General features: G+C 28.8%; 25 protein-coding genes. 3 read left to right on the forward strand and 22 right to left on the reverse strand.

What is annotated here, in order from left to right:
- Window positions 1-253 precede the first annotated feature (253 nt).
- A complete protein-coding gene (locus tag L3B98_RS16460) occupies window positions 254-1,306 on the forward strand; it encodes a galactose ABC transporter substrate-binding protein (protein ID WP_238917538.1) in 1,053 nt (350 codons plus the stop codon).
- Window positions 1,307-1,527: 221 nt separating this feature from the next.
- On the opposite strand, the gene L3B98_RS16465 is transcribed toward L3B98_RS16460, so the two are convergent.
- The 3 genes from L3B98_RS16465 to L3B98_RS16475 are packed head-to-tail and all read right to left on the reverse strand — an operon-like array spanning window position 1,528 to window position 5,190.
- Entirely contained in the window at window positions 1,528-2,961 is a 1,434-nt protein-coding gene (locus L3B98_RS16465; RefSeq protein WP_238917539.1) for a glycoside hydrolase family 1 protein, read from the reverse strand.
- A 38-nt stretch (window positions 2,962-2,999) separates the two neighbouring features.
- Window positions 3,000-3,842: an alpha/beta hydrolase family protein gene (locus L3B98_RS16470; RefSeq protein ID WP_238917540.1), complete on the reverse strand. Its 843-nt coding sequence runs from the start codon at window positions 3,840-3,842 to the stop codon at window positions 3,000-3,002.
- Window positions 3,843-3,870: 28 nt separating this feature from the next.
- Window positions 3,871-5,190, reverse strand: coding sequence for a PTS transporter subunit EIIC (locus L3B98_RS16475; RefSeq protein ID WP_238917541.1), 1,320 nt, complete (start codon window positions 5,188-5,190; stop codon window positions 3,871-3,873).
- 285 nt (window positions 5,191-5,475) lie between these two features.
- Between L3B98_RS16475 and L3B98_RS16480 the strand changes: the two genes are divergently transcribed.
- Window positions 5,476-6,582, forward strand: coding sequence for an AraC family transcriptional regulator (locus tag L3B98_RS16480; protein WP_238917542.1), 1,107 nt, complete (start codon window positions 5,476-5,478; stop codon window positions 6,580-6,582).
- Window positions 6,583-6,629: 47 nt separating this feature from the next.
- On the opposite strand, the gene L3B98_RS16485 is transcribed toward L3B98_RS16480, so the two are convergent.
- From L3B98_RS16485 to L3B98_RS16500, 4 genes are all read right to left on the reverse strand, one after another.
- Window positions 6,630-6,767 (reverse strand): hypothetical protein, encoded by a 138-nt coding sequence (locus L3B98_RS16485; protein WP_238917543.1) that lies wholly within the window; start codon window positions 6,765-6,767, stop codon window positions 6,630-6,632.
- A gap of 69 nt (window positions 6,768-6,836) precedes the next feature.
- Window positions 6,837-7,613 (reverse strand): hypothetical protein, encoded by a 777-nt coding sequence (locus L3B98_RS16490; RefSeq protein ID WP_238917544.1) that lies wholly within the window; start codon window positions 7,611-7,613, stop codon window positions 6,837-6,839.
- 118 nt (window positions 7,614-7,731) lie between these two features.
- On the reverse strand, window positions 7,732-8,289 hold the full coding sequence (locus L3B98_RS16495; RefSeq protein WP_238917545.1) for a DUF1003 domain-containing protein: 558 nt from the start codon (window positions 8,287-8,289) through the stop codon (window positions 7,732-7,734).
- Window positions 8,290-8,504: 215 nt separating this feature from the next.
- On the reverse strand, window positions 8,505-9,164 hold the full coding sequence (locus L3B98_RS16500; RefSeq protein WP_238917546.1) for an HAD hydrolase-like protein: 660 nt from the start codon (window positions 9,162-9,164) through the stop codon (window positions 8,505-8,507).
- 459 nt (window positions 9,165-9,623) lie between these two features.
- Between L3B98_RS16500 and L3B98_RS16505 the strand changes: the two genes are divergently transcribed.
- Window positions 9,624-10,277 (forward strand): hypothetical protein, encoded by a 654-nt coding sequence (locus L3B98_RS16505; protein ID WP_238917547.1) that lies wholly within the window; start codon window positions 9,624-9,626, stop codon window positions 10,275-10,277.
- A 231-nt stretch (window positions 10,278-10,508) separates the two neighbouring features.
- Here L3B98_RS16505 and ubiE read toward each other — a convergent pair whose 3' ends face one another.
- From ubiE to L3B98_RS16580, 15 genes are all read right to left on the reverse strand, one after another.
- Entirely contained in the window at window positions 10,509-11,213 is a 705-nt protein-coding gene (ubiE, locus tag L3B98_RS16510) for a bifunctional demethylmenaquinone methyltransferase/2-methoxy-6-polyprenyl-1,4-benzoquinol methylase UbiE (protein WP_238917548.1), read from the reverse strand.
- 227 nt (window positions 11,214-11,440) lie between these two features.
- Window positions 11,441-12,067 carry a type II CAAX endopeptidase family protein gene (locus tag L3B98_RS16515; RefSeq protein WP_238917549.1) on the reverse strand — a complete coding sequence of 209 codons (627 nt, stop codon included), beginning with the start codon at window positions 12,065-12,067 and terminating at the stop codon, window positions 11,441-11,443.
- Window positions 12,068-12,082: 15 nt separating this feature from the next.
- Entirely contained in the window at window positions 12,083-12,982 is a 900-nt protein-coding gene (gene menA / locus L3B98_RS16520; protein WP_238917550.1) for a 1,4-dihydroxy-2-naphthoate octaprenyltransferase, read from the reverse strand.
- Between the two features lie 124 nt (window positions 12,983-13,106).
- Window positions 13,107-14,498 carry a 4Fe-4S binding protein gene (locus L3B98_RS16525; protein WP_238917551.1) on the reverse strand — a complete coding sequence of 464 codons (1,392 nt, stop codon included), beginning with the start codon at window positions 14,496-14,498 and terminating at the stop codon, window positions 13,107-13,109.
- A 26-nt stretch (window positions 14,499-14,524) separates the two neighbouring features.
- On the reverse strand, window positions 14,525-15,067 hold the full coding sequence (locus L3B98_RS16530; protein ID WP_238917552.1) for a FixH family protein: 543 nt from the start codon (window positions 15,065-15,067) through the stop codon (window positions 14,525-14,527).
- Window positions 15,068-15,133: 66 nt separating this feature from the next.
- On the reverse strand, window positions 15,134-15,628 hold the full coding sequence (locus L3B98_RS16535; RefSeq protein WP_238917553.1) for a DoxX family membrane protein: 495 nt from the start codon (window positions 15,626-15,628) through the stop codon (window positions 15,134-15,136).
- 41 nt (window positions 15,629-15,669) lie between these two features.
- Window positions 15,670-16,497 carry a polyprenyl synthetase family protein gene (locus L3B98_RS16540; RefSeq protein WP_238917554.1) on the reverse strand — a complete coding sequence of 276 codons (828 nt, stop codon included), beginning with the start codon at window positions 16,495-16,497 and terminating at the stop codon, window positions 15,670-15,672.
- 230 nt (window positions 16,498-16,727) lie between these two features.
- The gene (locus tag L3B98_RS16545) at window positions 16,728-18,119 is read right to left on the reverse strand and encodes an ATP-binding protein (protein ID WP_238917555.1); all 1,392 of its coding nucleotides are present in this window, start codon (window positions 18,117-18,119) and stop codon (window positions 16,728-16,730) included.
- The gene (locus tag L3B98_RS16550; RefSeq protein ID WP_238917556.1) at window positions 18,103-18,819 is read right to left on the reverse strand and encodes a response regulator transcription factor; all 717 of its coding nucleotides are present in this window, start codon (window positions 18,817-18,819) and stop codon (window positions 18,103-18,105) included. Before L3B98_RS16550 ends, L3B98_RS16545 begins: the two co-directional genes overlap by 17 nt.
- 238 nt (window positions 18,820-19,057) lie before the next feature.
- The gene (locus tag L3B98_RS16555) at window positions 19,058-19,639 is read right to left on the reverse strand and encodes an NAD(P)H-dependent oxidoreductase (RefSeq protein ID WP_238917557.1); all 582 of its coding nucleotides are present in this window, start codon (window positions 19,637-19,639) and stop codon (window positions 19,058-19,060) included.
- Window positions 19,640-19,771: 132 nt separating this feature from the next.
- Complete coding sequence (locus tag L3B98_RS16560) at window positions 19,772-20,947, reverse strand: 4Fe-4S binding protein (protein WP_238917558.1); 1,176 nt, start codon at window positions 20,945-20,947, stop codon at window positions 19,772-19,774.
- Window positions 20,948-20,995: 48 nt separating this feature from the next.
- Window positions 20,996-22,057: an FAD:protein FMN transferase gene (locus L3B98_RS16565; RefSeq protein WP_238917559.1), complete on the reverse strand. Its 1,062-nt coding sequence runs from the start codon at window positions 22,055-22,057 to the stop codon at window positions 20,996-20,998.
- Window positions 22,058-22,423: 366 nt separating this feature from the next.
- Complete coding sequence (locus L3B98_RS16570; protein WP_238917560.1) at window positions 22,424-22,588, reverse strand: (2Fe-2S)-binding protein; 165 nt, start codon at window positions 22,586-22,588, stop codon at window positions 22,424-22,426.
- A 124-nt stretch (window positions 22,589-22,712) separates the two neighbouring features.
- On the reverse strand, window positions 22,713-23,126 hold the full coding sequence (locus L3B98_RS16575; protein WP_238917561.1) for a (2Fe-2S)-binding protein: 414 nt from the start codon (window positions 23,124-23,126) through the stop codon (window positions 22,713-22,715).
- 201 nt (window positions 23,127-23,327) lie between these two features.
- Window positions 23,328-23,774, reverse strand: a complete 447-nt coding sequence (locus tag L3B98_RS16580; protein ID WP_026106364.1) for a MarR family transcriptional regulator — start codon at window positions 23,772-23,774, stop codon at window positions 23,328-23,330.
- Between the last annotated feature and the right edge of the window lie 73 nt (window positions 23,775-23,847).

The raw sequence follows: 23,847 nt of genomic DNA on the forward strand, positions 1-23,847 counted from the left end.
GTGCAACCTTCCACTTAGAACCCATCCAGCGAAAATTTCATTAGTCCGCTGGAATAAATATGTGTTTAATTTCGGTAAGTTACGCATATGTCTAATTCTCTTGATAGATATCTATAGATTTTTAAATATAGAATAAATTTTTCATTGAGAGACAATCTAGTATTAAATATAATAATTTAACAAATATGAATCTATTAATCTGTTATTAAAAAATAGCTTGATTATTCATAGAATTACTTCATGGAGGGTTTATATGAAAATATTTAAAAAGATACTATCTCTTACTTTTATCTCTATATTTTTATTACAAAGTATTAACAAAACTACATATGCTATCCCAAATAGTAGTTCTCAAACTCCACTTAAAGTAGCTGTATTCTTAGATAGCTTTAATGACATATTTATTTCCAATGTGAAAAAAGACTTAGAAGATATTCAAAGTGAAAATGAAAACAAAGTTCAATTTACTTTTTTTAATGCAAATGGAAATCAAGTCATTCAAAATGAAGATATTGATAAAGCACTCAATGAAAATTTTGACCTTTTGGTATTAAATCCAGTTAGTACTAATATTGATCAGCTTCAAGATACTCTTAATAAAATAGTACAAAAAAATATTCCATTGATTTTATATTATGCAAAAACTAATCCAATAATAAACTTTGTAAAAAATTACCATAATTCTATCATTATTGATACAGATGTAAATCAGTCTGGAATTCTTCAATGCAAGATCCTAGTAGATACATGGAATGCTAATAAAAAAGATTTAGATAGAAATAAAGATAATATAATTCAGTATGTTATGCTAAAAGGTCCAACTAATAGTCCAGAAACAATTGCAAGAACTAAATATTCTATTTCAACAATTAATGAAGCAGGAATAAGAACTCAGGAACTTTTATCAATACCTTGTAATTGGGAAGAAGAATGCGCCAGAGTTTCAATAGAATCAAGCTTATTAACTCTTGATGGTAAAATCGAAGCAATAATTTCTAATAATGATGCTATGGCAATAGGCGCAATTGAATCATTACAAAAATATGGCTATAATACAGGAGATAAATTTAAGCATATACCAGTGGTTGGCATTGATGGATTGTCAAAAGCTAAAGAATTAATTGATCAAGGCATTATGACAGGTACTGTTGTACAAGATTCACGTGCCCATGCTGACGCAATTTACACCATAGGACTGAATCTAATTTCTGGCGATACTCCGCTCAATGGCACAAATTATAAATTTGATGAATCTGGAGTTACAATTAATTTGCCTTATAATGAATATAAACCACATAAACATTAAGGCACCTTCATAAAATCACCTCATTTTATTATATGAATTACCTGCATTATTTTTTATAATCTATGTATAACATAAAAGACCATAAAAATTGTTAGAAAACAATTTTTATGATCTAATTTTCCGAAAGGCGCTTTTTCAGTGCCATCCTTAAATTTAAATGCATTTTTCAATGGCCTATATAAATAATAATTTTGTATCATTTTATTATCATTGTCTTTCAACTACAATATTTTTCCATTACTTTCAATGACAGTTTTGTACCAATAGTATGAATCTTTTTTGTATCTACTTAAGGTTTTTTTGTTTTCCTCTTCTTCTCTGTCAACATATACAAAACCATAACGCTTTTGATAACCATTCAGCCAGCTTAATAAATCTGTAAAGGACCATGTACAATATGCCCACACATCGCAACCTTCTTCAACAGCTATTTTTAATTCTTCAATATGTGCTTTTAAGTAATCTATACGATATGGATCATGAATCACATTTCCCTCTTCTAATTCATCGAATGCGCCTAAACCATTTTCAGATATCACTATAGGCAAATCATAGCGACTTGTGATTTCACGACAACACATACGAATTCCCATTGGATCGATTGCCCAATCCCAATCTGTTGTTTTCAAATTTGGATTGCTTGGATTTTTGTACAATCCAGGTACTCCTTGTGCTTTAGAAGTTCCTTTCTTACCAGTATTATTCATTTTGTGCTCTGTTTTTACACCATCTAACGGATTATACTCAGCTACAGTACTTTGATAATAGTTTACTCCCATAAAATCAATTAGCTTTGCTGCCTGTTTTAAAACTACCTCATCGTTTTCTTCAATTGGTATTTGAATCCCCTGTTTACTTAAATAAGTTAGTGCTGCTTTCGGATATCTACCATAAGCATATACATCCATCCAATAATAGATTTGTAAATCATCAAAATTTCTTTTAGCCATAGCATTAATAGGATTACAATCTATTGCATAGCATGGACTAAAAGCAAAGCTTGCACCAACATTAGCATTTGGATATTTTTCTTTTAATGCAATTACACTTTTTGCATGTGCCATGTTAGCATGATGATTTACAGTATAAAACATTTTGTAATCCTCAAGTTTTCCAGGTGGATGCATACCAGCTAGCCAGCCGAGAGCTGTAAAAACATTTTGTTCATTCATTGTTATCCAATATTTTATTCTATCACCGTAATGCTCAAACAATACCGTTGCATAATTCACAAAATCATCAACGATTCTTCGATTTTCCCATCCTCCGTAGGCATCTAATAATGCTTGTGGCAAATCCCAATGATAAATAGTAACCATTGGTTCAATGCCGTAGCTTAAACAAGTATCTATAATGTTGTCGTAAAAAGCTAATCCTTTTTCATTAACTTTGCCATTTCCATCAGGGATAATTCGAGACCAGGAAATTGAAAAACGATACGTTTTAAGTCCCATTTCTGCCATTAATGCAATATCCTCTTCATAACGATGATAATGATCTACTGCTACATCGCCTGTGGTTGCTTTAAATGTTTTATTAGGAATTCTAACAAAAGTATCCCAACTAGATACACCTTTTCCGTCTTCATTCCACCCTCCTTCAATCTGGTAAGCAGCTGAGGCACTTCCCCATAAAAAATCTTTTGAAAAGCCCATATCTCTATCTCCTTCTTTACTACAAAATCACTTAATCATTATTTGTTATTTTTGGACACATCTCCACTACTGATATAGCTTGATTCCTTTTCTAATGGTAACCACTCTAATATCTTGTTAATATGTTCGTTCCAAAACAACCAATCATGTTCCCCAGGACTTTCAACATAAGTAATATCAATATTTTCTTCACCTAAAAAGGCTTGATATTTTCTTACTTCTTCAATTAAAAAATCTTCAGTCCCACATGCCATATAAAGCTTAGGAATCTTCTCTTTTCTAGCTTTTAAACTTTTAATTAATCCTCTATAATCCTTATCACTTCCATACAATTTTGTTAAATCACCAAACACACTTTCAAAATAACTCTTTCTACCAATAAGAGGTATATCTTCTGAATCTCTTGAATTTACAGCTTGATCAATTACCAAAGCTGGTGAAATACATCCAATATATCCAAAGGTATTAGAATATTTTAAACCATTTATCAGTGCCCCATATCCTCCCATGGATAACCCTGTAATAAAAGTATCCTCACGTTTTTTAGAAAGTGGGAACATACTTCTCATTATTTTAACTAATTCTTCACCAATAAATTGCGAAAACATATCACCCGATTTTTCATTGTCTACATAAAACTTATTTTCACCTGCAGGCATTACTACTACTAATTGCCTTTTTTCGCTCAATCTCTTAATATTAGTTTCATTTAACCAATCCGATTGGCCTCCAAATACTCCATGTAATAAGTATAAGGTCTTATACTCTTTTTTAATATCCATATTACCATCTAATGTAACTTTATCTACTGGGATTATTACATTAATATTAACTACTCTCATTAATGCTTTAGAAAAAAATTCTATTCTTGCTGTTGCCATTTTATTTATGCTCCTATCTGCTTAATACCTATGCTTTTATAGAATTTGCATCTATAGTTTCTTGATTTTCAAGTTCTAATCTATATGCATTGGCATCATCCATTTTAAAGAATGGTAGATATATTAGAAAATGTGCCAACACGCATATTATAAAAATTAACAAAAATGCTAACCCACCTTGTAAGCTTGCAACAACGAAAATTGGTGTTACCCAAGGCATTGTAGCTAATGATGCAAAAGGATTTAATGTTACTGGAACAATATTAAGCATAAATATAGTTATTAATCCTGATGCAATTGGAGTTAAAACCATAGGTATGAAATAAATTGGATTCATAACAATTGGAAATCCAAAAATAACAGGTTCATTGATATTGAAAATATTTGCTGGTATTACTAACTTTCTTAATGCTTTATACTTCTCAGATTTAGCAAACAATGTTGCTATACATAATCCCAATGTATTTCCTGCGCCACCAATTTGCACCACTGATCCAACTAATGCAAAGGTAATATATGGCATTGCGTTTCCTGCAGCATATGCACTTTGATTTGCTATTGATGTAGCTATTAATACGGGCATATAGCAACTTAAAACAGCATTAGGATGAATTCCAAAGAACCAAAATAAATTAATCAATGTAAATACAACAATCAAGGAAATTGGTGTAGCACCAAATTGCATAATAGGTTTAGCAATTACTGTAGTAACCATTGTAAAAACATCTCCAAAGGAAGTTGATTTAAAGAAATATTTAATAAAAAACACGCCTGTAAAAATTATCATTGATGTAAAAGTTGGTGCTAATGATTTAGAAACCATTGGTGGAACAGAATCAGGTAACTTTAGCACTAATTTTAAATCAGTAAGTTTACAATATACATAAGGAATTAATAATCCGCACAACATAGCAACAAAGAACCCATCAGATCCTAAATACGAAATTCTAATTACACTTACAGGTGCTTCCTTAATAGATACTACATCTAATGGAATCAATGTAATGAATGTAGCTAATGATAAAATAGAACCAATCATTCCATTTTTACCATCATTTTTAGCAAAGTTATACCCGATACTTCCCACCACATAAACTGCTAGTAATGATAAGGTAGTTGATATAAACTCTTGACCAACTGCATATAAACCTACCTGAGTTAAAAGAGCTTTCCAAGCATCTATAGGAAAATTTATTAAAATTGCAATAATTGCAACTCCTAATGTGACAGGAAGAATCCCCATAAATCCCTGTGATAATGCTGTAATAAATCTGTTTTCATTTAACCAACCAGCTGCTGGTCCTAGTACTTTTTCCAATTTACTTTGAGATACGTTTAAATTTTTCATTATACTTCCCCTTTTCTGCCCTCAATTAATTAGTTAAGACTGTTTTGACACTTCAATTATATCGTTTACTTTACTTTTGTTTAATGTTATTATTATACATGAATCCGACTTTTTTTTGGATTTTACTAAGACAGTGTTAAAAATCATATTATTATAGTGATTGGTTTACAATATGAACTATGTTCATTCTAATATTTCTTGCAGCGCCATGCATATTGGGCATTTTTCAATAATACTTAATAATGCCTTCATAAATAAATTTTGCTTTGAAATGAAAGGATCATTATGGATTACATATTATATAAAGATGTTTCTGATTATTTACGTTCATATTACCTTGAAAATAAAAAATGCTTAACTGCTCCAACTGTCATGTTGGACTTAATTAAGCAAAAAAAGACATCTAAACAAAAAAACACTTTCAAAAAGTTCTTAACATTATCCCATGAAGAATTTATTGATTGTATTAATAATACACAAATCTCATCAGATATAATTAATACATTAATTTTACCTAAAAAAAGCAGAGGTACGATTGTAGACTCTGCTCTTATTCCATATAACTTAGATTGTTATGTACTTAAATTATTCAATTATAACAATACACCTGAAAATAGTCACTCATGCTTTGATGTATATTATGTATATGAAGGCGATTGTACTATAGTTTTCGAAGGAAAAGCCAAAGCACTAACTGAAGGAAATATATGCATAACCTCTCCTGAATCTATGCACAATATCATTGTAAATGGAGATAGTTTAGTTCTAAGCTTATCCATTAGAAAAAGTACCTTTGATAAAACATTCTTTAATGTATTATCTGAATTTGATATTATCTCTGCTTTTGTAAGAAGTATCTTTTACAAAGAGCATCCAACAGCAAATTATTTAATTTTTACAAATAATAATGATAGAACCATAAAAGCTATCATAAAAAGCTTATACACTGAAACTAATTATGTTGATGAATATTCTAATTCAACATGCATTCATTATATAAACTTGCTTTTCATAACTATATTAAGAGATTTCAGATTTAATGATTGTTTTTACAAGTTTCATAATTCAAATGATCATCTTCTAGGTTTAATAATTGAATATATACAGGAGAATTATAAAACCATCAATTTAAAAATATTAGCTCAAAAATTTAACTATAATGAGACTTACTTAAGTAAACTGTTAAAAAGCCGACTAAATATTGGATTTGTAGATTTACTTACAAATTGCCGTTTACAACATGCTAAAGACTTATTATTAAATACTAACATGTCTATTGAATCTATTGCTTATGAGATTGGTTATACTAGTGTTGATCATTTTTCAAGGATTTTTAAAAAAAATATGGAACTTTCACCTAATGTATATAGAAAAAGAATAACCATAAAATAAAGATGCTTCTTTCAGTGCATACTCATTTGGATATGGGCAATTTAATTTTATACATCTGCGATAATCAAATCTATATGGACAATCATTTGGTTTCTTACTGCAATTCCAAGCTTCCATCTTAATCCTCCTTTAGTAAGACTTCTAATATAATATGTTTTAAAAATAATAGCCTTACTCTTTACCACTATTTATATGTATGCTTTAATAATGATTTACAAGATGGACAAAATACTAATAATCCATAGCTTTATATTTTATTTATCCAAGATTTTTAATACAACTTCTAATAAATTTGGAACATTGGTTTTTCCTGATCCTTTAAATCGACTCTCAAAATCACCATAGTCCTTTTCCAATATTTTTTGTCTATTAATTTTAATTTTTTTACTTCGTAGTAATTCATCTACTTTAACTATATTATCAAAAAAATTATTTGAATCATCTGCATGTACTATTTTCCCATCATTTAAATATATATCATAATCAATTAATATTGCACCCTTATTCCCTCTTCTATATGATACATCTACATATGTCACATCATTATAATTATATTCTTTAACATTTGATACAAAACTATTTCTAATATATATCCCTTCTGTAGTTATATTTGTATAACTAAAAAATCCACTTAGAATTAGAAATGCCGAAATTAAAAGTATGATAATTGCAATAAATAAACAAAACCTTACTTTCATAATTTTAATAGAAGAATATGTCTTAGTTTTAATATAAGAGTCATTAACAATTTTTATATGAGGATCAGTTGTTATATTTAACATTATTAAAAATATTATTATCGGTGGTGAAAAAAATATTATTGTAGATGATATGCTATCATGAATAAATAGTAGTGTATTTTCATTTGCAAATTCAAAAATTTGAAAATTATAATACCAATCACTAAAACAATCTGATAATATTAAAAAAATTATACATGGAATCCCTGCATATAATAATGCTTGTTCAATCCCATCAAAGGAGGCATCATTCTCACTATTTTTTTCTTTACTGTAATCTTTTTTATTCAACTGTATACCTCCAAAATAAGTATCAAAATTCAGTGTTTCTTGTTATAACAAGTTCTTCTGACCAATAACACAAATCATCAACATACAAGTTGATGATTTCTTTCATTCCAGACTTCATTTAATTAATGCTCTTAAGTTCTTCTATTGTTTTCAATAAAATTTCTATAGTTTTAGTATTTCTTTCTTGTTGTTCCATTAGCATATCAATTTTATAGTGTAAATCTTCTATTATAATTTCAGATTTTAAATTAACAAGATAATCATTAGCAGCCGTTAATCTATCTTTTTCTGATTGACGATTTTGTGACATCATAATTATAGGTGCTTGTATCGCTGCAAGGCATGATAATATTAGATTCAAAAATACAAATGGATATGGGTCAAAGGCTTTATTACTTAAAATAAAAGCATTTCCTATAATCCAAATTGCTAAGACCATAGCAAAACTTATTATAAATGCCCAGCTTCCACCAAAGGCTGCTATTTTGTCAGCAGCTCTTTGCCCTAATGTTGAATTTTTATCATCTGCTTCATTTATATTTTTTGATATTTTCCCACTGATTAGTTCATGCATCAGTTCTTCATTAATATTACTTCCACTTAAATCTTTATCTTTTTCTAATATCTGTTTTATCAACTCTTCTTTGCTTAAAGATGTTTTATCATTATCGTTCATAGCCTATTTCCTCCTTAAAATTTCGTTAATTATTCTTCACTTTAAGAATTTCTTAAATTTCACCCACTAAATTATTATATTATGCGTTGTATTATAACATATTCAATATGTTTAATCTAAAAAATAAATGGCCACAAAGAAATATAAATATACAAGCTTGTATTTTTCTATACTCTGGTGAATTAAACTAAAGAATATTCCGTCTTGATAAAACCCTATGTAGATAATATAAACTTCTTAAATAATTCGACAGTTGAAAAATAATAATCTGACTTATTTATCATATAATTTTTTATTTCAGGAATTATGTGAGACCATCCTGCTCCTGCAAATGCTACATTACAACTTCTTGCCATATCCAATCCTGGTTTTAAATCATCTAATACTAACATTTCATTATTATTTAAATCAAATCTTTTCATAATTTCAATAATAGGATAAGGATTTGGTTTTCTCTGATGTTCTTCTAACTCCCAGCCAAATATTAAATCAGGAGTTAAATCACAATGTGAAATATAGTCTCTTATGATTTGTTCGCTTTCTGAATGAGACACAACACATATTATTCCACCTAATTTTTTATACTCTTTTATTAATTCGGGAAAACCTGGATAAAAGTCAGGGCATTTTTCTTTTGTGTAACTCTTCCATATTTTATATTGATATTCTTGCTCAACTTTGCTAAATTTCAAAACATTTTTACATAAATCTGAAAATCCTGGGTTAAAGCAATATGAAACAAATTCTTCAAGGCTTAAATGTTCCATTTCTGGTCTTAATGTTTTTAACGCTTCTAAAAAAGAAGGGTAATGAATGTCTGGAGTACTTTTAACTACTGTATCATCATGGTCTAAAATTAAACATCTGTATTTCAATTCAATTCCCCCTAATAGTTTAAACCAATTTAAAATACTACTATCTTAGTTATTAACATTAATAACTAATGAATAATAATTTAATATCCTATATTAATTATAGCATATTTTGTAAAAATCATATTATTCAATTTTCAAAGAACAAGTTTTCTACTTACCGTGTGAAATCTGCAAACAACTCAATTTCATAATTCTATAGTTACAATGAAGGTAAGAATACAGAAACTATTTGCTTTGAAAATTTTAACTCTATTTATACCAATGTAGAAGTTAGAATTGTTGACAGAAATTCTAATTGGGTTTTATTGACTTTAAACTTAAACATATATTATGATACTATATATATTCATTTACCAAACAGGTCAATATAAATACAATTTAACTCTGTTGTCTATAATTTATTACTCATATTGTGAATGCAATAAATTCCATTTTAATATAGTGAAAGGAGCTTATGCAGTGAAAAAACTAAAATTTATTGGGTTAATAATATTATTTTTATTACCAATTGTAGCCATTAGCTGTACATCACAAGATAACTCTAAAACTACAGCTAATAATACTATCGAAAAAAATAAAAATAATACTGAAAATGACACTTCTAAGAAATATCAGAATACCCCTGAAGCACAAAAAATTCTTGAAGCAAATCAAAGAGAAGATAATGAAAAAGATAATACTAACATAGATAAGAAATATAAAGATTTAGATAAATCTACATTAGATTATAATAACGGATATTCATCTAATACTTACTATGAAACTAAAGAAAGTTTTGTTGGAAGTGAAGCGGCAATCCCTAAAATTAATAACAAAAAATATATGGAAATACTGAAAGATTATACCTATGCAAGTGAAGTGAATCCTACAAAAATACCTTATAGTGAAGCAGTAAAACTTGCAAAAAGCATATTACCTGATGATGTAAAGGAAGTGCAGAAAAAATATGATAAGGATACCTCCACAACTTATGTAAGTTATTCCTCTAGCAAAGGGAATTTTGTAGTTGGATTTTCTTATGATTATGATACTTCCCAATCTTCAGGTTTTAACCCAAATTCTGATAATGAAATTATTGTTGGTATACATTATCTTAAACAAATATCTGAATAAGTATAATCAATTACTTAAACAACAATTCAGTTATATTTTTCTCATAATATTTGCTATAATATTTTAACAAATCATTTTAAATTAAAAAGGCTATAAGCATTAATTCTCAATGTCTATAGCCTTAAACCTTTTTAAGAAAGTAATGCAAATATTAAAGTTATATTTAAATAAAATTCTCATTTTATTATAGCAATATAGAATATCTATTTCTGATATTAAATAAATATCCTTTTACTTAATACCATAATGTATAGATGAAATACCAAAAGTCAATGACTTATACCCTGCATCCTTAAAACCAATCTCACTAAACTTTTCTTTAAGTAGCTTTTTACTCATAAACATATTAACTGAATCTCTAAGATAATAATATGCTTCTTTATCTCCTGTACCTATTGATCCGATTGTTGGTAATACATAATTAAAGTATAAATCATATATATTTTTTAAAATGGGTATATTAGGTTTAGAAAGTTCTAAACATATTACTTTCCCTCCTGGTTTTAAAACTCTATACATTTCTGATAAGGCTTTGTTTTTATCAACAATATTTCTTAACCCAAAAGCTATTGTAATACAATCAAAGGTGTTTTCTTCAAATGGTAATTTTGTAATACTTCCTTTAATTAATTTATATCTATAATCCTTTAGAGATTCACTTAGTCTTTTAGCTCCAACGTTAAGCATTTCTTGGCTAAAATCTATTCCAATAACTGTAGTATTTTTTCCAACAGCTTTGCATTCATAATTGATCATTTGTCCTGTGCCACAACATAAATCTAACACCTTTTGTCCTTCCTTAATATCACATATTTTTATTGCTTTTCTTCTCCATAGTCTATCAATATTTAATGTTAAAATTGAATTTAATATATCATATCTTTTTGCAATAACAGAAAAAATCTTTTCCACCTCTGATACATTAATTTCTGCCACTATAATCACCACACCTTTTTTATTCTTCTATTTATAAAACATTGTTAATCTATTTATTAATTTTATTTCCTACATATATCTCTTATGCAATTTTATTATTTTAACGTATTGTGCTAGTAAATTTAATAAGATTAAAATAGTGAAAAATGAATGGTGAATAATTCATCATTCATTATGTAAGATATTAGCATAAAGAACTAGCACAACGAGTTACTTTAAATATCCTCTTACATTAGTGGAAACAAAACAAATACTGTAAAATCCCAAATTGCATGAGATATTATTATTGGTACAAGGCTCTTCTCTTTCTTATAAATCCATCCCCAATATATTCCACATACTAATGCAGCTATCACAAGCATAAAATTAAATGTAATTATATGAACACCAGAATATAATAAAGTTGCTAATATATATCCTTTATTTTCACCAAATTTTTTCGTAAGATTTTTTTGTATAAAACCTCTCCAATATATTTCTTCTCCAGGTCCTATTATAAACAGTAATAGGATTCCAATGAATAATGAACTCCCTTGTGCCCTATTACTATAAACTAATGATATTTGAGCATCCTTAAATGGAAATAAATATCCCGAAATTATATTTCCAGCATAAAAAACAAAGTATAATATTATAGCTGAAATAATTCCTATTAATATGTGCCTTAATTTTATATTGCTAAATGAAATTAAGTTTTTATCGGAGAACAAAGCTATCATTACTAACGCTAATATAGACGCACTCATTTCAATCCAAAAATTAAATGGCTTTACTACAAATATTACAAACCACAATATTGTAGCTATGATTAATGATGAAATAATTACTTTATTTTTACTTTCATTTTTATCCAAAGCTTTACCACCTTTCTATAAAATATAAGATAAAAGTAACGATAAAATCAAAAGAATTCCAAATTGACCTTGAAGCTTACCACTTTCTTTATCAAGCTCTGCAATATAATCACTTGAATCTTTAGCAATTCTTAATTTGTTAATATTTTTAGTAGCAGCTGGTACTGTCATTAAACAAATTAAACTTATATAGGGAATATATTTTAAAATGATTATTATGATGAGAAAAATATACGAAAGTACAATCAAGCTTAAATATACTTTTTGCGCTTTCTTGTGGCCTATACTTATTGACAGTGTTTTTATACCAGCTTTCTTATCATGTTTTATATCCCTAATATCATTAGCATGTAATATTGCTGTAGTTAAAAGTGCAGTTGGAATTGATATTAAAAATGACTGCATCGTAAACTTCTGCATCTGCAAATAATACCCTCCAAGTGTCATTAATGGTCCAAAAATTATAAATACCAAAGGTGTACCCAATCCTCTATATTTAAGCGTTAATGGTCTTCCTGTATAAAAATATCCACACAAAGCACCAACAATCCCTAGAATTAAAATCACAATTCCTACATTGTAAGCCAAGAATAAACCAATTAAACAACCTACAATCAGTAATAATATTCCGCTTTTATATACTTCTTTTAAAGTCAGCAGTCCTTCAACAACTACTCCGCTGGAACTATGAGAATCCTTTGTATCAACCTTATTTATAAAGTCATCATGATCATTTAATAAATTTACTGAAGATTGCAGAAAAATAATTGCTATGACTGAAAGTATAAAATATCCAAGATTAAAATTAGGCTCTTTTAATGCTAACATTCCTCCAAGTATAACTGGAATTACTGAAGCTGTTAAAGAAAAAGGCCTTGAAGCCCTAATAAATAACTTAAATTTTTCAATTGTCATTTTATTTTTAATCACCTCTATCAAGTAATCTTTCTTTATTTGTGTTAATTTATTCCATTCATAAGATTCGAGAAATAATATTATAGCTTATCTAAAATTTTTTTAGATAAGCTATAAGGTATTATTACATACGCATTGCCATAGGTAATGAAAATAACATTATATTCACTACAGCAAGTAATATTAAAAGAATAGTATATACTATTGTTGTACTAACTGTCTTTGATTCATAATTATTCTTAGAAATTTTATATACAGTATATATTGAACCAAGAGTTCCTATTGCTATTAATATAAATTGGAATACTTGTATTGTTGGATTATCTAAAATAGCTGAAGACGTATGATCTATGTTAGCTCCAAATAGTTCTATAAATGTATAAAATACCGATTTTCCCTCTGCTAGTAAATGGAATAAGTTATGAGCTATATGTGCAGCCATATCTAATGGTATAAGGGCATATCCATACCTCATGAAATTTTCTTTTAATGAAGCTTTATTGAATATTTTTGCAACTAGTCCTGTTACCGATAATAATGCTACAGGTATGGCCATTGCTATAATAAATGTTATTGTAAAAGTAATAGCATAATTTTGTGTTCCTGTTACATTTTCAAGCCATGTTAACATTCCATCCCATATTTCTAACATTGTAACATTTTGCACAAATACTATTCCCATTATTACAACAGCTAGAAATGCTGCATCTAACCTTGGCTTTCTTATAAACCATAATTCTTTTGTAGGTACGCGCAATGATATATTAATTGAATTATTCGGGCAATTCTTTACACAGTTACCGCAGAAATTACATTCTGAATTATCTTCCATAGTTTTTGGGAACTCAAACATTGGACATCCATCTGCCCTCTCAGTTCCTTTATAGCAATGTGCAGCTGTACATTTTGCACATATTTCTTTTGTTCCACGTAGTTGTAACATCCCTGCTCTGGAATAGTTTCCTGATAATCCTCCTAAGAAACAAAGATATCTACACCAAGTTCTTCGTTCCCAAAATGCGCCAGAAAATATTACTCCAATAGTAATTAATAAAAGTAAAGTTCCTGAACCTCTCGGCGATTCAACTACTCCAAATACATGATCACTCCAAGTAATGGCTAAAAACATTGCATCTATAAGCCATACACCATATTTTTTTAAAAACCTAGGTACTGGCTTTTTATTTCCTATAAATTTTTGAATTACATCGCTTAATGCTCCAAATGGACATATGGAGCACCAGAATCTACCTGTTAAAAATAACATTATAGGAAGAATAGGCCACCATAATACCCAAGTTCCTGCTGTACCAAAGTTATCATGAGCTTCATCAGGACCAGTTAATAATTCAAATACGATAAATGCAAAAACTAATCCTACAAATAATTGAAATACTCCCGGGTACCATTTACTTTTTATAAAGCTCTTAAGCATTTTATTATCTAATAAATTATTTCCTTTTTGCTCTTGCGATGTTTTTGTTTCACCACTAAGTTTATTGTCCAATTTTGACATTAAACAGTCACCTCTATTCTTTTGCTTTACTTATTGCTTTTTTTCTTTACAGCAGCTACTATAATTATTACTACTACAATCCCTACAAAGCCTCCTATAACAACCCAGTTTGGACCTGCACTTACTACATCAACATCAAATTTTATATCCTTCTTCTCTCCATTTACAGTAACATTAGTTGTAACAACCCATTTACCTTTATCCGTAAACTCAATATTACCCATGTATTGACCACTTCCACTACTTTCTAATGCAGCTTCAATTGGCTTTGACTTATCCATATTCATGCCACCCATGTCAGAATTCTTGTCCATTTCTGCACTTAACTTAACTTCAGCATTTTCAACCTCTTTGTTATTATTATCATGCAGTGTAACCATCACATCATTCTTACCAGTTTTAACTTTATTATCTTTATTGAAAGTTAACTCTGCTTTAATACCACTTACACTTTTTTCAGTGCCTTTTCCCATGTCCATATTACCCATCCCATCAGCAAAAGCTGCTGTCGATAAACCTAGCGTAAAGATTAAACCTGCTACTGCACCTATAATTGTTTTCTTTTTCATTTTTTTGACTCCCTTCATGTCCTACCTCAAGTCTTGATTTCTTATTATTTGTAAAATTAAATATTTTTACCTTTTACCATATTTCTTTTTCCAAAAAGAGATAATCAACTGATCAATACCTATTTTATATGCATTAGCTCCAGCTGCCATTAAAATTATAGCGGCAGTATATAAAATTGGATTAGTACTAGTAGTTCCTGCTAATAAATAATTTAAATTCATAAATGCGCCACCAATCAAACCTGCAATAGTAAAAGCACCAAGTATTAAACTAATACCAACAAGAAGTTCACCAACTGGTACTACGTATGTAAAAACTCCTGCACTTGGCAGTGCAACATTTTCAACGAATTTAGCATACCACCATTGTACCGATGGATGATCACCTGTTGACTTAGCTAATGCTCCTTTTAAAAATCCTGTTATAGCTACACCTGATTGACTACCTACCCAAGTTGGATCTTGTAATTTTTCTATTGCTGGAACTATCCATTGATAACCCAACCATATACGCAAAATAGTCCATATAGGAACTAAATATTTATTATTAAAAAATTTCATTTCATTCCATCTCCCTTGTAATATTTATTATAATTTCAATATTAAGCATTTTTTATTTTCCTATTAGACGATTCAAGCACATAAGTTAAAAGACCATTTAAACAATCCTTATAAATTGAAGGCGCTAAATCTTCAATTACTTCTTTAGCTTTTAAAGCAAATTTTTTAGCATTTTCAACTGTGATATTATTATTACTTGCGTTAGGATCACCGTCTATGCAATCATCAATTATTTGATATACCATTCCTAAATTTAATCCGTAATTTTCTAAAGCTGTAATTTCTTCTTCTTTTCCTTTAACTGTTTTGGCTCCAAGTTTACAGCAAGCAGCCATAAATGATGCTGTTTTACCTTCTATTATATTGAGATAATCCTGCTTTGAAATTTCATAATTGTGTGCTTGTTCGATTTCTGCAATGCACATTTTTTCAATAACTTGTGTAATTATCCGTTCCGCATCATTCATTGATAGATTTAGTAATATTGAAAATGCTTTGGCATAAAAGGCATCTCCTGCCAGAACTGCTACCTTTCTACCATATATATTATTTAAAGTTTTTTGACCACGGCGAAATAAATCATTGTCAATTATATCGTCATGTGCTAAACTTGCGCTATGTATTAGTTCAATTGCTACACATAAATTAATTAATTTTATTCTTTCCTCCGCAGTCATTTCAGGTTTTATAGCTTTAGCTGAAAGTATTACCAAACTAGGCCGAAGATATTTTCCTGGAACTTTAAAAAAATATTTAAATACCTCTTCTGTTGAACCTGAACTAAAATCTTTTCCAATGTTTTTCAAAATCATCTCAACTTCGTTGAGCTCTTTACTTATTGCCATTTTTGCTTCAATAAAACTTGGCATAACCTCACCACCTCTCAATACTTATTGTTTAAATATGTCATTCATTTTAATGGGCTTTCCATTTAAGAAATAGTATACATAGAACATGTGTAGATATTATGAAGATAATTTTAAAAATTTTGAGATATTCTTATCCTCGTCTTTGCAATCTTCCCAAAACATTGTATAAATATGCACAAAAAAAACTGCTGACACTTTGTCAACAGTTTTAGAAGATAGTATAAAAAACTTTATGCTACTTTCGCTATTTTTACTACAAAATTAGCCCCTTTTCCAATCATGCTATCTACTGTTATATTTCCACCATGTGCTTCAACTATAGACTTAGAAATCGTAAGTCCTATCCCTGCTCCACCTGTTAATTTATGTCTCGACTCATCTGCTCTATAAAATCTCTCGAATACATAAGGTAAATCATCTTGTGATATTCCTATCCCTGTATCCTTAACGCTTAGTTCAATGAAACTATTATCTTCAGTTATATTAACCTCCACTTTGCCATCTTTCTGAGTATATTTTAAGGCATTAGATATTAAATTAACTACAACTTGGCTTATTTTATCTTTATCTAAATACGCTAGAATATCTTTCTCATGAAAAATTAAAGATACACCTTTATTTAAAAATTCTTTTTCGAAGTTTAGAACTATATTTTTAACAGCCTCACCAATATTAAACTCCGTCTTATTTAAAACGAGATTTTCACTTTCATATTGTGCTAACTTTTCCAAATCTCCTACAAGACGATTAAGTCTTAGTATCTCTTCATGGCAGCTTATAAGCCTTTCTGGGGTTGGCTCCCATATTCCATCTATCAGTGCTTCCATATGACTTTGAAGAGTAGAAAGTGGGGTCCTAAGTTCATGGGAAACGTCTCTTGTTAGTCTTTGCCTTAATTTTTCCTGTTCATTAAGAGAATATCCAAGACTATTAATGGTGGAAGTTAGTTTGTCTATCTCCTCAACATTTGATTTCTTCTCAATCTTTTGACTATAATCCCCTTTTGAAATCATCTCTGCTATATTTATAACCTTTAAAATTGGTCTGCTTAATCCTTCTGCCATTATTAAACCTAATATTAATGCAAATAATAAAGAAGCTGCTCCAACACCTATAAGTATTTTATTAAGTGTTTTTGAATACATTATATCATTTTCGTCATAATAAAAAGGACCATAATGACCTATACTAATAGTTCCTACTTTATTAGAATCATATATTATTGGATATTCATCTTTAGAATACTCGCTTTCCCAGGTTGGAAAAATCTTTTGCATTGTACTAATTAAACGATTTTTAACTTCTTCACATTTAATATTATTATAAGTTTCAGCATCCCATATTACTTTATTTGATGCATCTTTTACAGTGATAAATAATCCATTTTCAATTGCACCAGCACCAATACTTTGAATTGCCTCAATATTGAAATTTGCACTATTGCTATACTCACGACTTATAGCTGCAACAATAATTTTATTATCTCTTTCACGTTCTTGAATAACATAATTTTTAAATTGATTTACAAGAAAGAAGTGTGAAAGGATACTAATGAGTGCCACACAAATCATGGTTATAAATATGTATGAAAGCGAAAGTCTGTTTCTAAGATTTTTCTTCATTAAATTTTCCTCCAAACCTATAGCCTGTTCCATGGACAGTAATTATATACTGTGGATCCTTAGGATTGGTTTCAATCTTTTGTCTTATATTTTTAACATGAGTATCTACATTACGATCATATCCATCATAGTCATCTCCAAGTGCAGTACTTATAAGCTCCTCCCTTGTAAAAGTCTTGTTAGGATACTTAAGTAAGGTCATCAATATTTTATATTGCCTTGAGGTAAGCGCTATATTCTCTCCATTTTTCCTTATTTCTTTCTTTAACATATCAATTACCAAATCATTATCATTAAACGAAATTTCATTAGATAAAGGTACAACTTCTTCATTAAGTCTTCTAAATATAGCATATATTCTTGCTATAAGCTCTCTTGGACTAAAAGGTTTAGTTATGTAATCATCAGCTCCGATATGTAATCCAGAAATTATACTCTTTTCATCAATTTTTGCTGTAAGCATTATAATCGGTACTCTAGATCTTTTTCTAACTATGTTGCAGATTTCTTCACCTGTCATATCTGGCAACATTAGATCTAGAACTATTAAATCTGGATTAATCCTTTCAAACACCTCTAATGCTTGATTACCATCATATGCTTCAAATACAATTGCACCTTCCTTCTCTAGATATGATTTTATAACTTCAACTATCTTATTCTCATCATCTACTATAAGAACCTTTTTCTCTTCCAACATATTTTACTCCTACCTGACTTATAAATTATAAGTTAAATGCTCAATATATTTTTGCTTTACACTACTTTTAATTGGAATAATATAGAGTTATAATTCCTTATTTCCAAGTTTTACTCTCATCAAACCATCTTAATTTATCTTAATTTTATATTAAATTAAGATTATATCCAAACATATTTCATGTTGCCAAGATATAATCTTAATTCATAATCTTCCTATTATTAATAAATAAGAATTTCTATATTTTTTCTTTTATTATCTTTTCTACTTCTTCTAAGTATTTCTTGCGAGTTTCATCAGGAACAGAGGGAACTGCACCAAAGAATGTATGACTAATAACTTCTATACCACTGAAATTGAATATACCCTCATCAGTAATTTGTTTCATTGAATTATGCATTCCATTTTGAGCATAATATTCATTAGGACTGCCTGTAGTGCAAAATAATAATGCTTTTTTTCCATTTAATAGACCTTTTGGAGCTCCATCTACACTTTCATAAGCAAATCCATAAGAAAAGACTCTATCAACGTATCCTTTTAATATTGCTGGAACGCTAACCCACCAGACAGGATATACAAATGTAATAACATCTGCCCATTTAATGTGTTCTTGTTCTGTTTTTATATCTTCAGACAGGTTTCCACTTTGCAAAGCCTCAAAATCAGCTGGTTTAAGAATAGGATCAAATCCTATTTCATAAAGATTTCTAACAGTAATATTATCCCCTTTTTCTTTTGATGCTTTCTCTATACTGTCAACTATTCCTCTGCAAAAACTCTTTGGGTTTGGATGAGCAAATATAGCTAAATGATTCATAATTAATTCCTCCTTAAATCTTGATATATTCTATTTTCCCTTGAAAAAATAAATATATTCTATTCCATTTTGATTCTTAAATACGTTCCATAAAAATGATCATTATTAAATATATTAGGCATCTGGAAAATATTAATTATTCTTTATAGCTTGACTTAACGCATCATTTACTGCCATCATAATTCCTTTACTTGTCATTGTAGCTCCTGAAACCACATCAACATCTGTAGATTGTGTATCTACAATTTTGCTCGGGATAGTACTTAAAGCTTCTTTTCCTTTTGTTTCATTGTTAGATACTATTTCTACATTTGTAATTTTGTCGTCTTTTATAGTAACTGCAACTCTTAAATCTGGACTTTTACCTTGTCCTACTCCTGTATATGTTCCATCTTTATATTTCTTTTGCTCTGACTTGCTAATATCTGAACTGTTAGTAACAGTACTATTTGATAAATGATTAGGCATTGTCTCCTTCATAACACCACCTAAAGCATTTACACCAGTAAAAGCAGCAATTGCTATTGCACTAGGAAGTAATGGACTTACATCTTCACCTAAAATATTTACCTTAGTATTTTTTCTTGGACAAACTTCTATACACTTAAAGCAATTTATACATTCACCACTGCTTACCTTATCCGTTTGATAAAGCTTTATTCCCATTGAACAATTATTTGTACATATTCTGCAAGGTCCACACTTATCTCTAAGTTTCTTTATCTTTAGAATTCTAGCCTTAGATAAGATTGTAAAAACAGCTCCAAGTGGACAAAGATATCTACAGAAAAATCTTTCTATAAAAACTGCCCCAATTGCTATTATTGCAAGTAATATAAATCCACCTGTATATTCTGCTATAGCACCAGAAACATTATCAACCATAGCAAAAGCATCCCACGGACTGTAGCTGTCAAATGATGTACTACCACTTGTCCAAATAACTACTATTATAAATAGTAAAATAACATATTTTAAATACTTTAATACTGAATCTAATTTTTCATCTACTTTAAATTTCGTTTTAAATACTTTTTTTGAGATTATATAAATAAAATCATTAATAGCCCCAAAAGTACAAAGCCATCCACAGAAGAATCTCCCAAGTATTATGGTAATAATAAAAATTGTAACCATTGCTAATAATTGAGGCCATACTGAAACTACATCAAAATTCCCTTTAAGGATTATTGAGTATAGCTTTTTTAATTGATTAAAAATTAATGTAAATAATTCTGGCATTAAAATTAAAAACGCAATTTGCGAAATTAACCTTAATCCCTGTAGTTTTGATATTGTTTTTTGCATCGTCTCTCTCCCATTCTACTATTGATGTTAATAAATTTTGCTTTTCTCCTACAGATTATCTTTATAAATAAATTCTGTATTGGTTATATTAAAACTATTTTTTATCCCTGAGGTTGCATATACTTCTTTATTTTTAGTAATAAAAATAGCATCAATTCCCTTCAAGGATTCTATTAGTTTAATACTCTTTTCAAGTCCCATAATATACACTCCTGTAGATAGTCCATCCCCATCAATGGAGTGATCTGAAATTATTGTTGAGCTTATGACCTCACTTTCAGAAGGATATCCTGTTTTAGGATCAATTATGTGGTGATATATTTTTCCTCCCTTAGTAAAATACCTTTCATAGTTTCCAGAAGTAACAATAGATTTATTCTCCACGCTAATAACTCCAATATGTTCTCCACGAGTATCAAAAGGATTTTGAATACCAACATTCCATAAGTTTTTATCAGGCTTTGTGCCTAGGGCATAAATATTTCCTCCAAGATCAATTAAAGCACTATTAATCTTATGATTTTCAAAAACATTCTTTACTTCATCTGCAGCATATCCTTTAGCTATTCCCCCAACATCAATTGCTTGGTTTCTATGTTTTAAACCTATTGAATGGCTCTTTTCATTAATAATTATATCTTCATAATTAACGAGTTTAAGAGTCCTCTCAATTTCTCTTTTACTTGGCATTCTAGGATTATCACTTCCTATACGCCATAGGCTTACTATAGGCATTATAGTTGGATCAAAAGTTCCTTCTGATAATTCGCTGTATTCTACTGCTTTCTTTATTAAAAAGAAAGTATCTGAGCTCACCTCTTGACCTGATACTCCAGCATTTTTATTTATCATGGATACTTCGCTAAATTCTTTAAAAACAGACATTTTATTTTCTATAATATTAAGCCTGTCCACAGCCTCTTGAATGGCTTTTTCTCCATTTCTTCCATCCACTCTTAACCGTATTATTGTTCCAAATCCATAAAATTCTCTTACAATAGTTTCTTCACTTTCTTTCTTATTTTTATTAATAACATAAGTTGCAATAACTATTATAAGAACCACAATAATAATTCCTAAGAATACATTTTGCTGAATTAATCTAATCAATTTTTAATAACCTCCAGAATATAAGATTTTAATTTTTTAAAACTACATAAGTCCTTGTATTTCCTCCCATCTATATTGCAATTTCTGAATGTATTCTAACACTTATTTGTGTGAATTTTATGGGGATAGGAAATTTTAAAATAAAATATTGGCAAAATATATATCCAATATAAAATTTAGATTTATGTGGCAACTTACCAAACTTAAATACTTGATTTGGATATCTATGTATATACAGTATTTCATTAAGACTTATTGCTATAAACAAAAATCCACCACATATAGATGCATTTACATCTCTATGTGGTGGATTTTATAGTTGGTATAGTATCTATTATTTCTAATTTATTATATTTGTTTTTGATATTACTTTCCTAATAATTCATCAACTAATGATCTATTACTTTCTACACAATGACCGCAGCCAGTACCTACTTCAGTTTTTTCTTGAACTTCTTCAAATGATTTTGCAACATTAGCAATAGCATTCTTTATATCTTGCACTTTAACATTTTTACATCCGAATATCACTTTATCATTATCTATTTATATCTTCACCTTTTACTGTTTTTGATTTTAATTATGTTAGGATTATTTCTTTTAACATTCTTTAGTTTTACCAGTTATATTTTCATTATGTATACTTTTTAAGTTATTATCTTGCTAATAATTCTTTCACTAATTCTTTATTGCTTGCTACACAATTTCCACAACCAGTACCTACTTTTGTAATTGCTTGTACTTCTTCGAATGATTTTGCACCATTTTTAATTGCATTTGCTAAATCTTGTACTGTAACTTTAAAGCATCCGCATACTACTTGATTTTCATCAATTTTCTTATCTAACAATAATCTATTAACTAAATCTTTGTTACCATTTACACATCTGCCACAACCAGTGCCAACTTTAGTTATAGCTTGCACCTCTTCAAATGAACTAGCTCCGTCATTAATAGCATTTCTTAAATCTTGTTCTGTTATTTTAAAACATCCACAAACAATTTTATTGTCCTCAGTTTTAACTTCTTGCTTAATTCCAAATAGTTTTGATAATATTGATTTAATCATCTTTTTTTCTCTCCTCATTAGTTTTTATTTATATGAAAGGTGTTTAATAATATAGTCACCTTTATACACTATTCTTTAAAAAGTAATCCATTTTATACATGATTTTTCAATCTCAAATCATCTTTAATAGACTAAAATCCAATCATTACTAATTAGTTAATTACTAATTAGTAATACTTACCTAAAAATAAAGGTGTAAGTCTATACACCTGATAATTTCTTTAGAATATTTATTAAAATCTTTTTCTCTTCAACTTCTAATACGCTAAAAATTTCACCTAAATTATCTACATGCTTAGGGAAAATTTCACTCATAAGCTTTATTCCTTTTTCAGAAATGCTTATTAAGCTCGCACGTCTATCCTTAGGATCAGGACGTCGCTCAATCAAATCATCTTTAGCCAAGTTATCTATAACAACAGTCATATTCCCACCAGTTGACAGAGTTTTCTCTAATATTTCACTGACTCTTAAATCCCCTTTATGATATAGCACTTCAAGTACTCCAAATTGTGAAAAAGTTAACCCTCCTTCTTTGATAATTTTGTATTCTCTTTTGTTTACACTTTGAATACATCGACTTAATGCTATTATTGACTTTAAATTTAAATCATTTAATTCTCCATAAGTAATTTTATTCTTATCCATGGGTACAATAATATTACTAATTAGTAATATTGTCAAGGGCATTACATTAAAATAGTTTTTAAAAAACATTCTT

The organism is Clostridium sp. YIM B02555 (assembly GCF_022320955.1).
Classification (GTDB): domain Bacteria; phylum Bacillota; class Clostridia; order Clostridiales; family Clostridiaceae; genus Clostridium; species Clostridium saccharoperbutylacetonicum.

Coding starts and splice junctions, on each gene's coding strand:
- L3B98_RS16525 (WP_238917551.1), bottom strand. CDS start 14,498: ATGTCAAAATTGGACAATAAACTTAGTGGTGAAACAAAAACATCGCAA.
- L3B98_RS16530 (WP_238917552.1), bottom strand. CDS start 15,067: ATGAAAAAGAAAACAATTATAGGTGCAGTAGCAGGTTTAATCTTTACG.
- L3B98_RS16460 (WP_238917538.1), top strand. CDS start 254: ATGAAAATATTTAAAAAGATACTATCTCTTACTTTTATCTCTATATTT.
- L3B98_RS16540 (WP_238917554.1), bottom strand. CDS start 16,497: ATGCCAAGTTTTATTGAAGCAAAAATGGCAATAAGTAAAGAGCTCAAC.
- L3B98_RS16470 (WP_238917540.1), bottom strand. CDS start 3,842: ATGGCAACAGCAAGAATAGAATTTTTTTCTAAAGCATTAATGAGAGTA.
- L3B98_RS16575 (WP_238917561.1), bottom strand. CDS start 23,126: ATGATTAAATCAATATTATCAAAACTATTTGGAATTAAGCAAGAAGTT.
- L3B98_RS16475 (WP_238917541.1), bottom strand. CDS start 5,190: ATGAAAAATTTAAACGTATCTCAAAGTAAATTGGAAAAAGTACTAGGA.
- L3B98_RS16550 (WP_238917556.1), bottom strand. CDS start 18,819: ATGTTGGAAGAGAAAAAGGTTCTTATAGTAGATGATGAGAATAAGATA.
- L3B98_RS16535 (WP_238917553.1), bottom strand. CDS start 15,628: ATGAAATTTTTTAATAATAAATATTTAGTTCCTATATGGACTATTTTG.
- L3B98_RS16545 (WP_238917555.1), bottom strand. CDS start 18,119: ATGAAGAAAAATCTTAGAAACAGACTTTCGCTTTCATACATATTTATA.
- menA (WP_238917550.1), bottom strand. CDS start 12,982: ATGACAATTGAAAAATTTAAGTTATTTATTAGGGCTTCAAGGCCTTTT.
- L3B98_RS16495 (WP_238917545.1), bottom strand. CDS start 8,289: ATGAACGATAATGATAAAACATCTTTAAGCAAAGAAGAGTTGATAAAA.
- L3B98_RS16555 (WP_238917557.1), bottom strand. CDS start 19,639: ATGAATCATTTAGCTATATTTGCTCATCCAAACCCAAAGAGTTTTTGC.
- L3B98_RS16580 (WP_026106364.1), bottom strand. CDS start 23,774: ATGGATAAGAATAAAATTACTTATGGAGAATTAAATGATTTAAATTTA.
- L3B98_RS16560 (WP_238917558.1), bottom strand. CDS start 20,947: ATGCAAAAAACAATATCAAAACTACAGGGATTAAGGTTAATTTCGCAA.
- L3B98_RS16465 (WP_238917539.1), bottom strand. CDS start 2,961: ATGGGCTTTTCAAAAGATTTTTTATGGGGAAGTGCCTCAGCTGCTTAC.
- L3B98_RS16480 (WP_238917542.1), top strand. CDS start 5,476: ATGGATTACATATTATATAAAGATGTTTCTGATTATTTACGTTCATAT.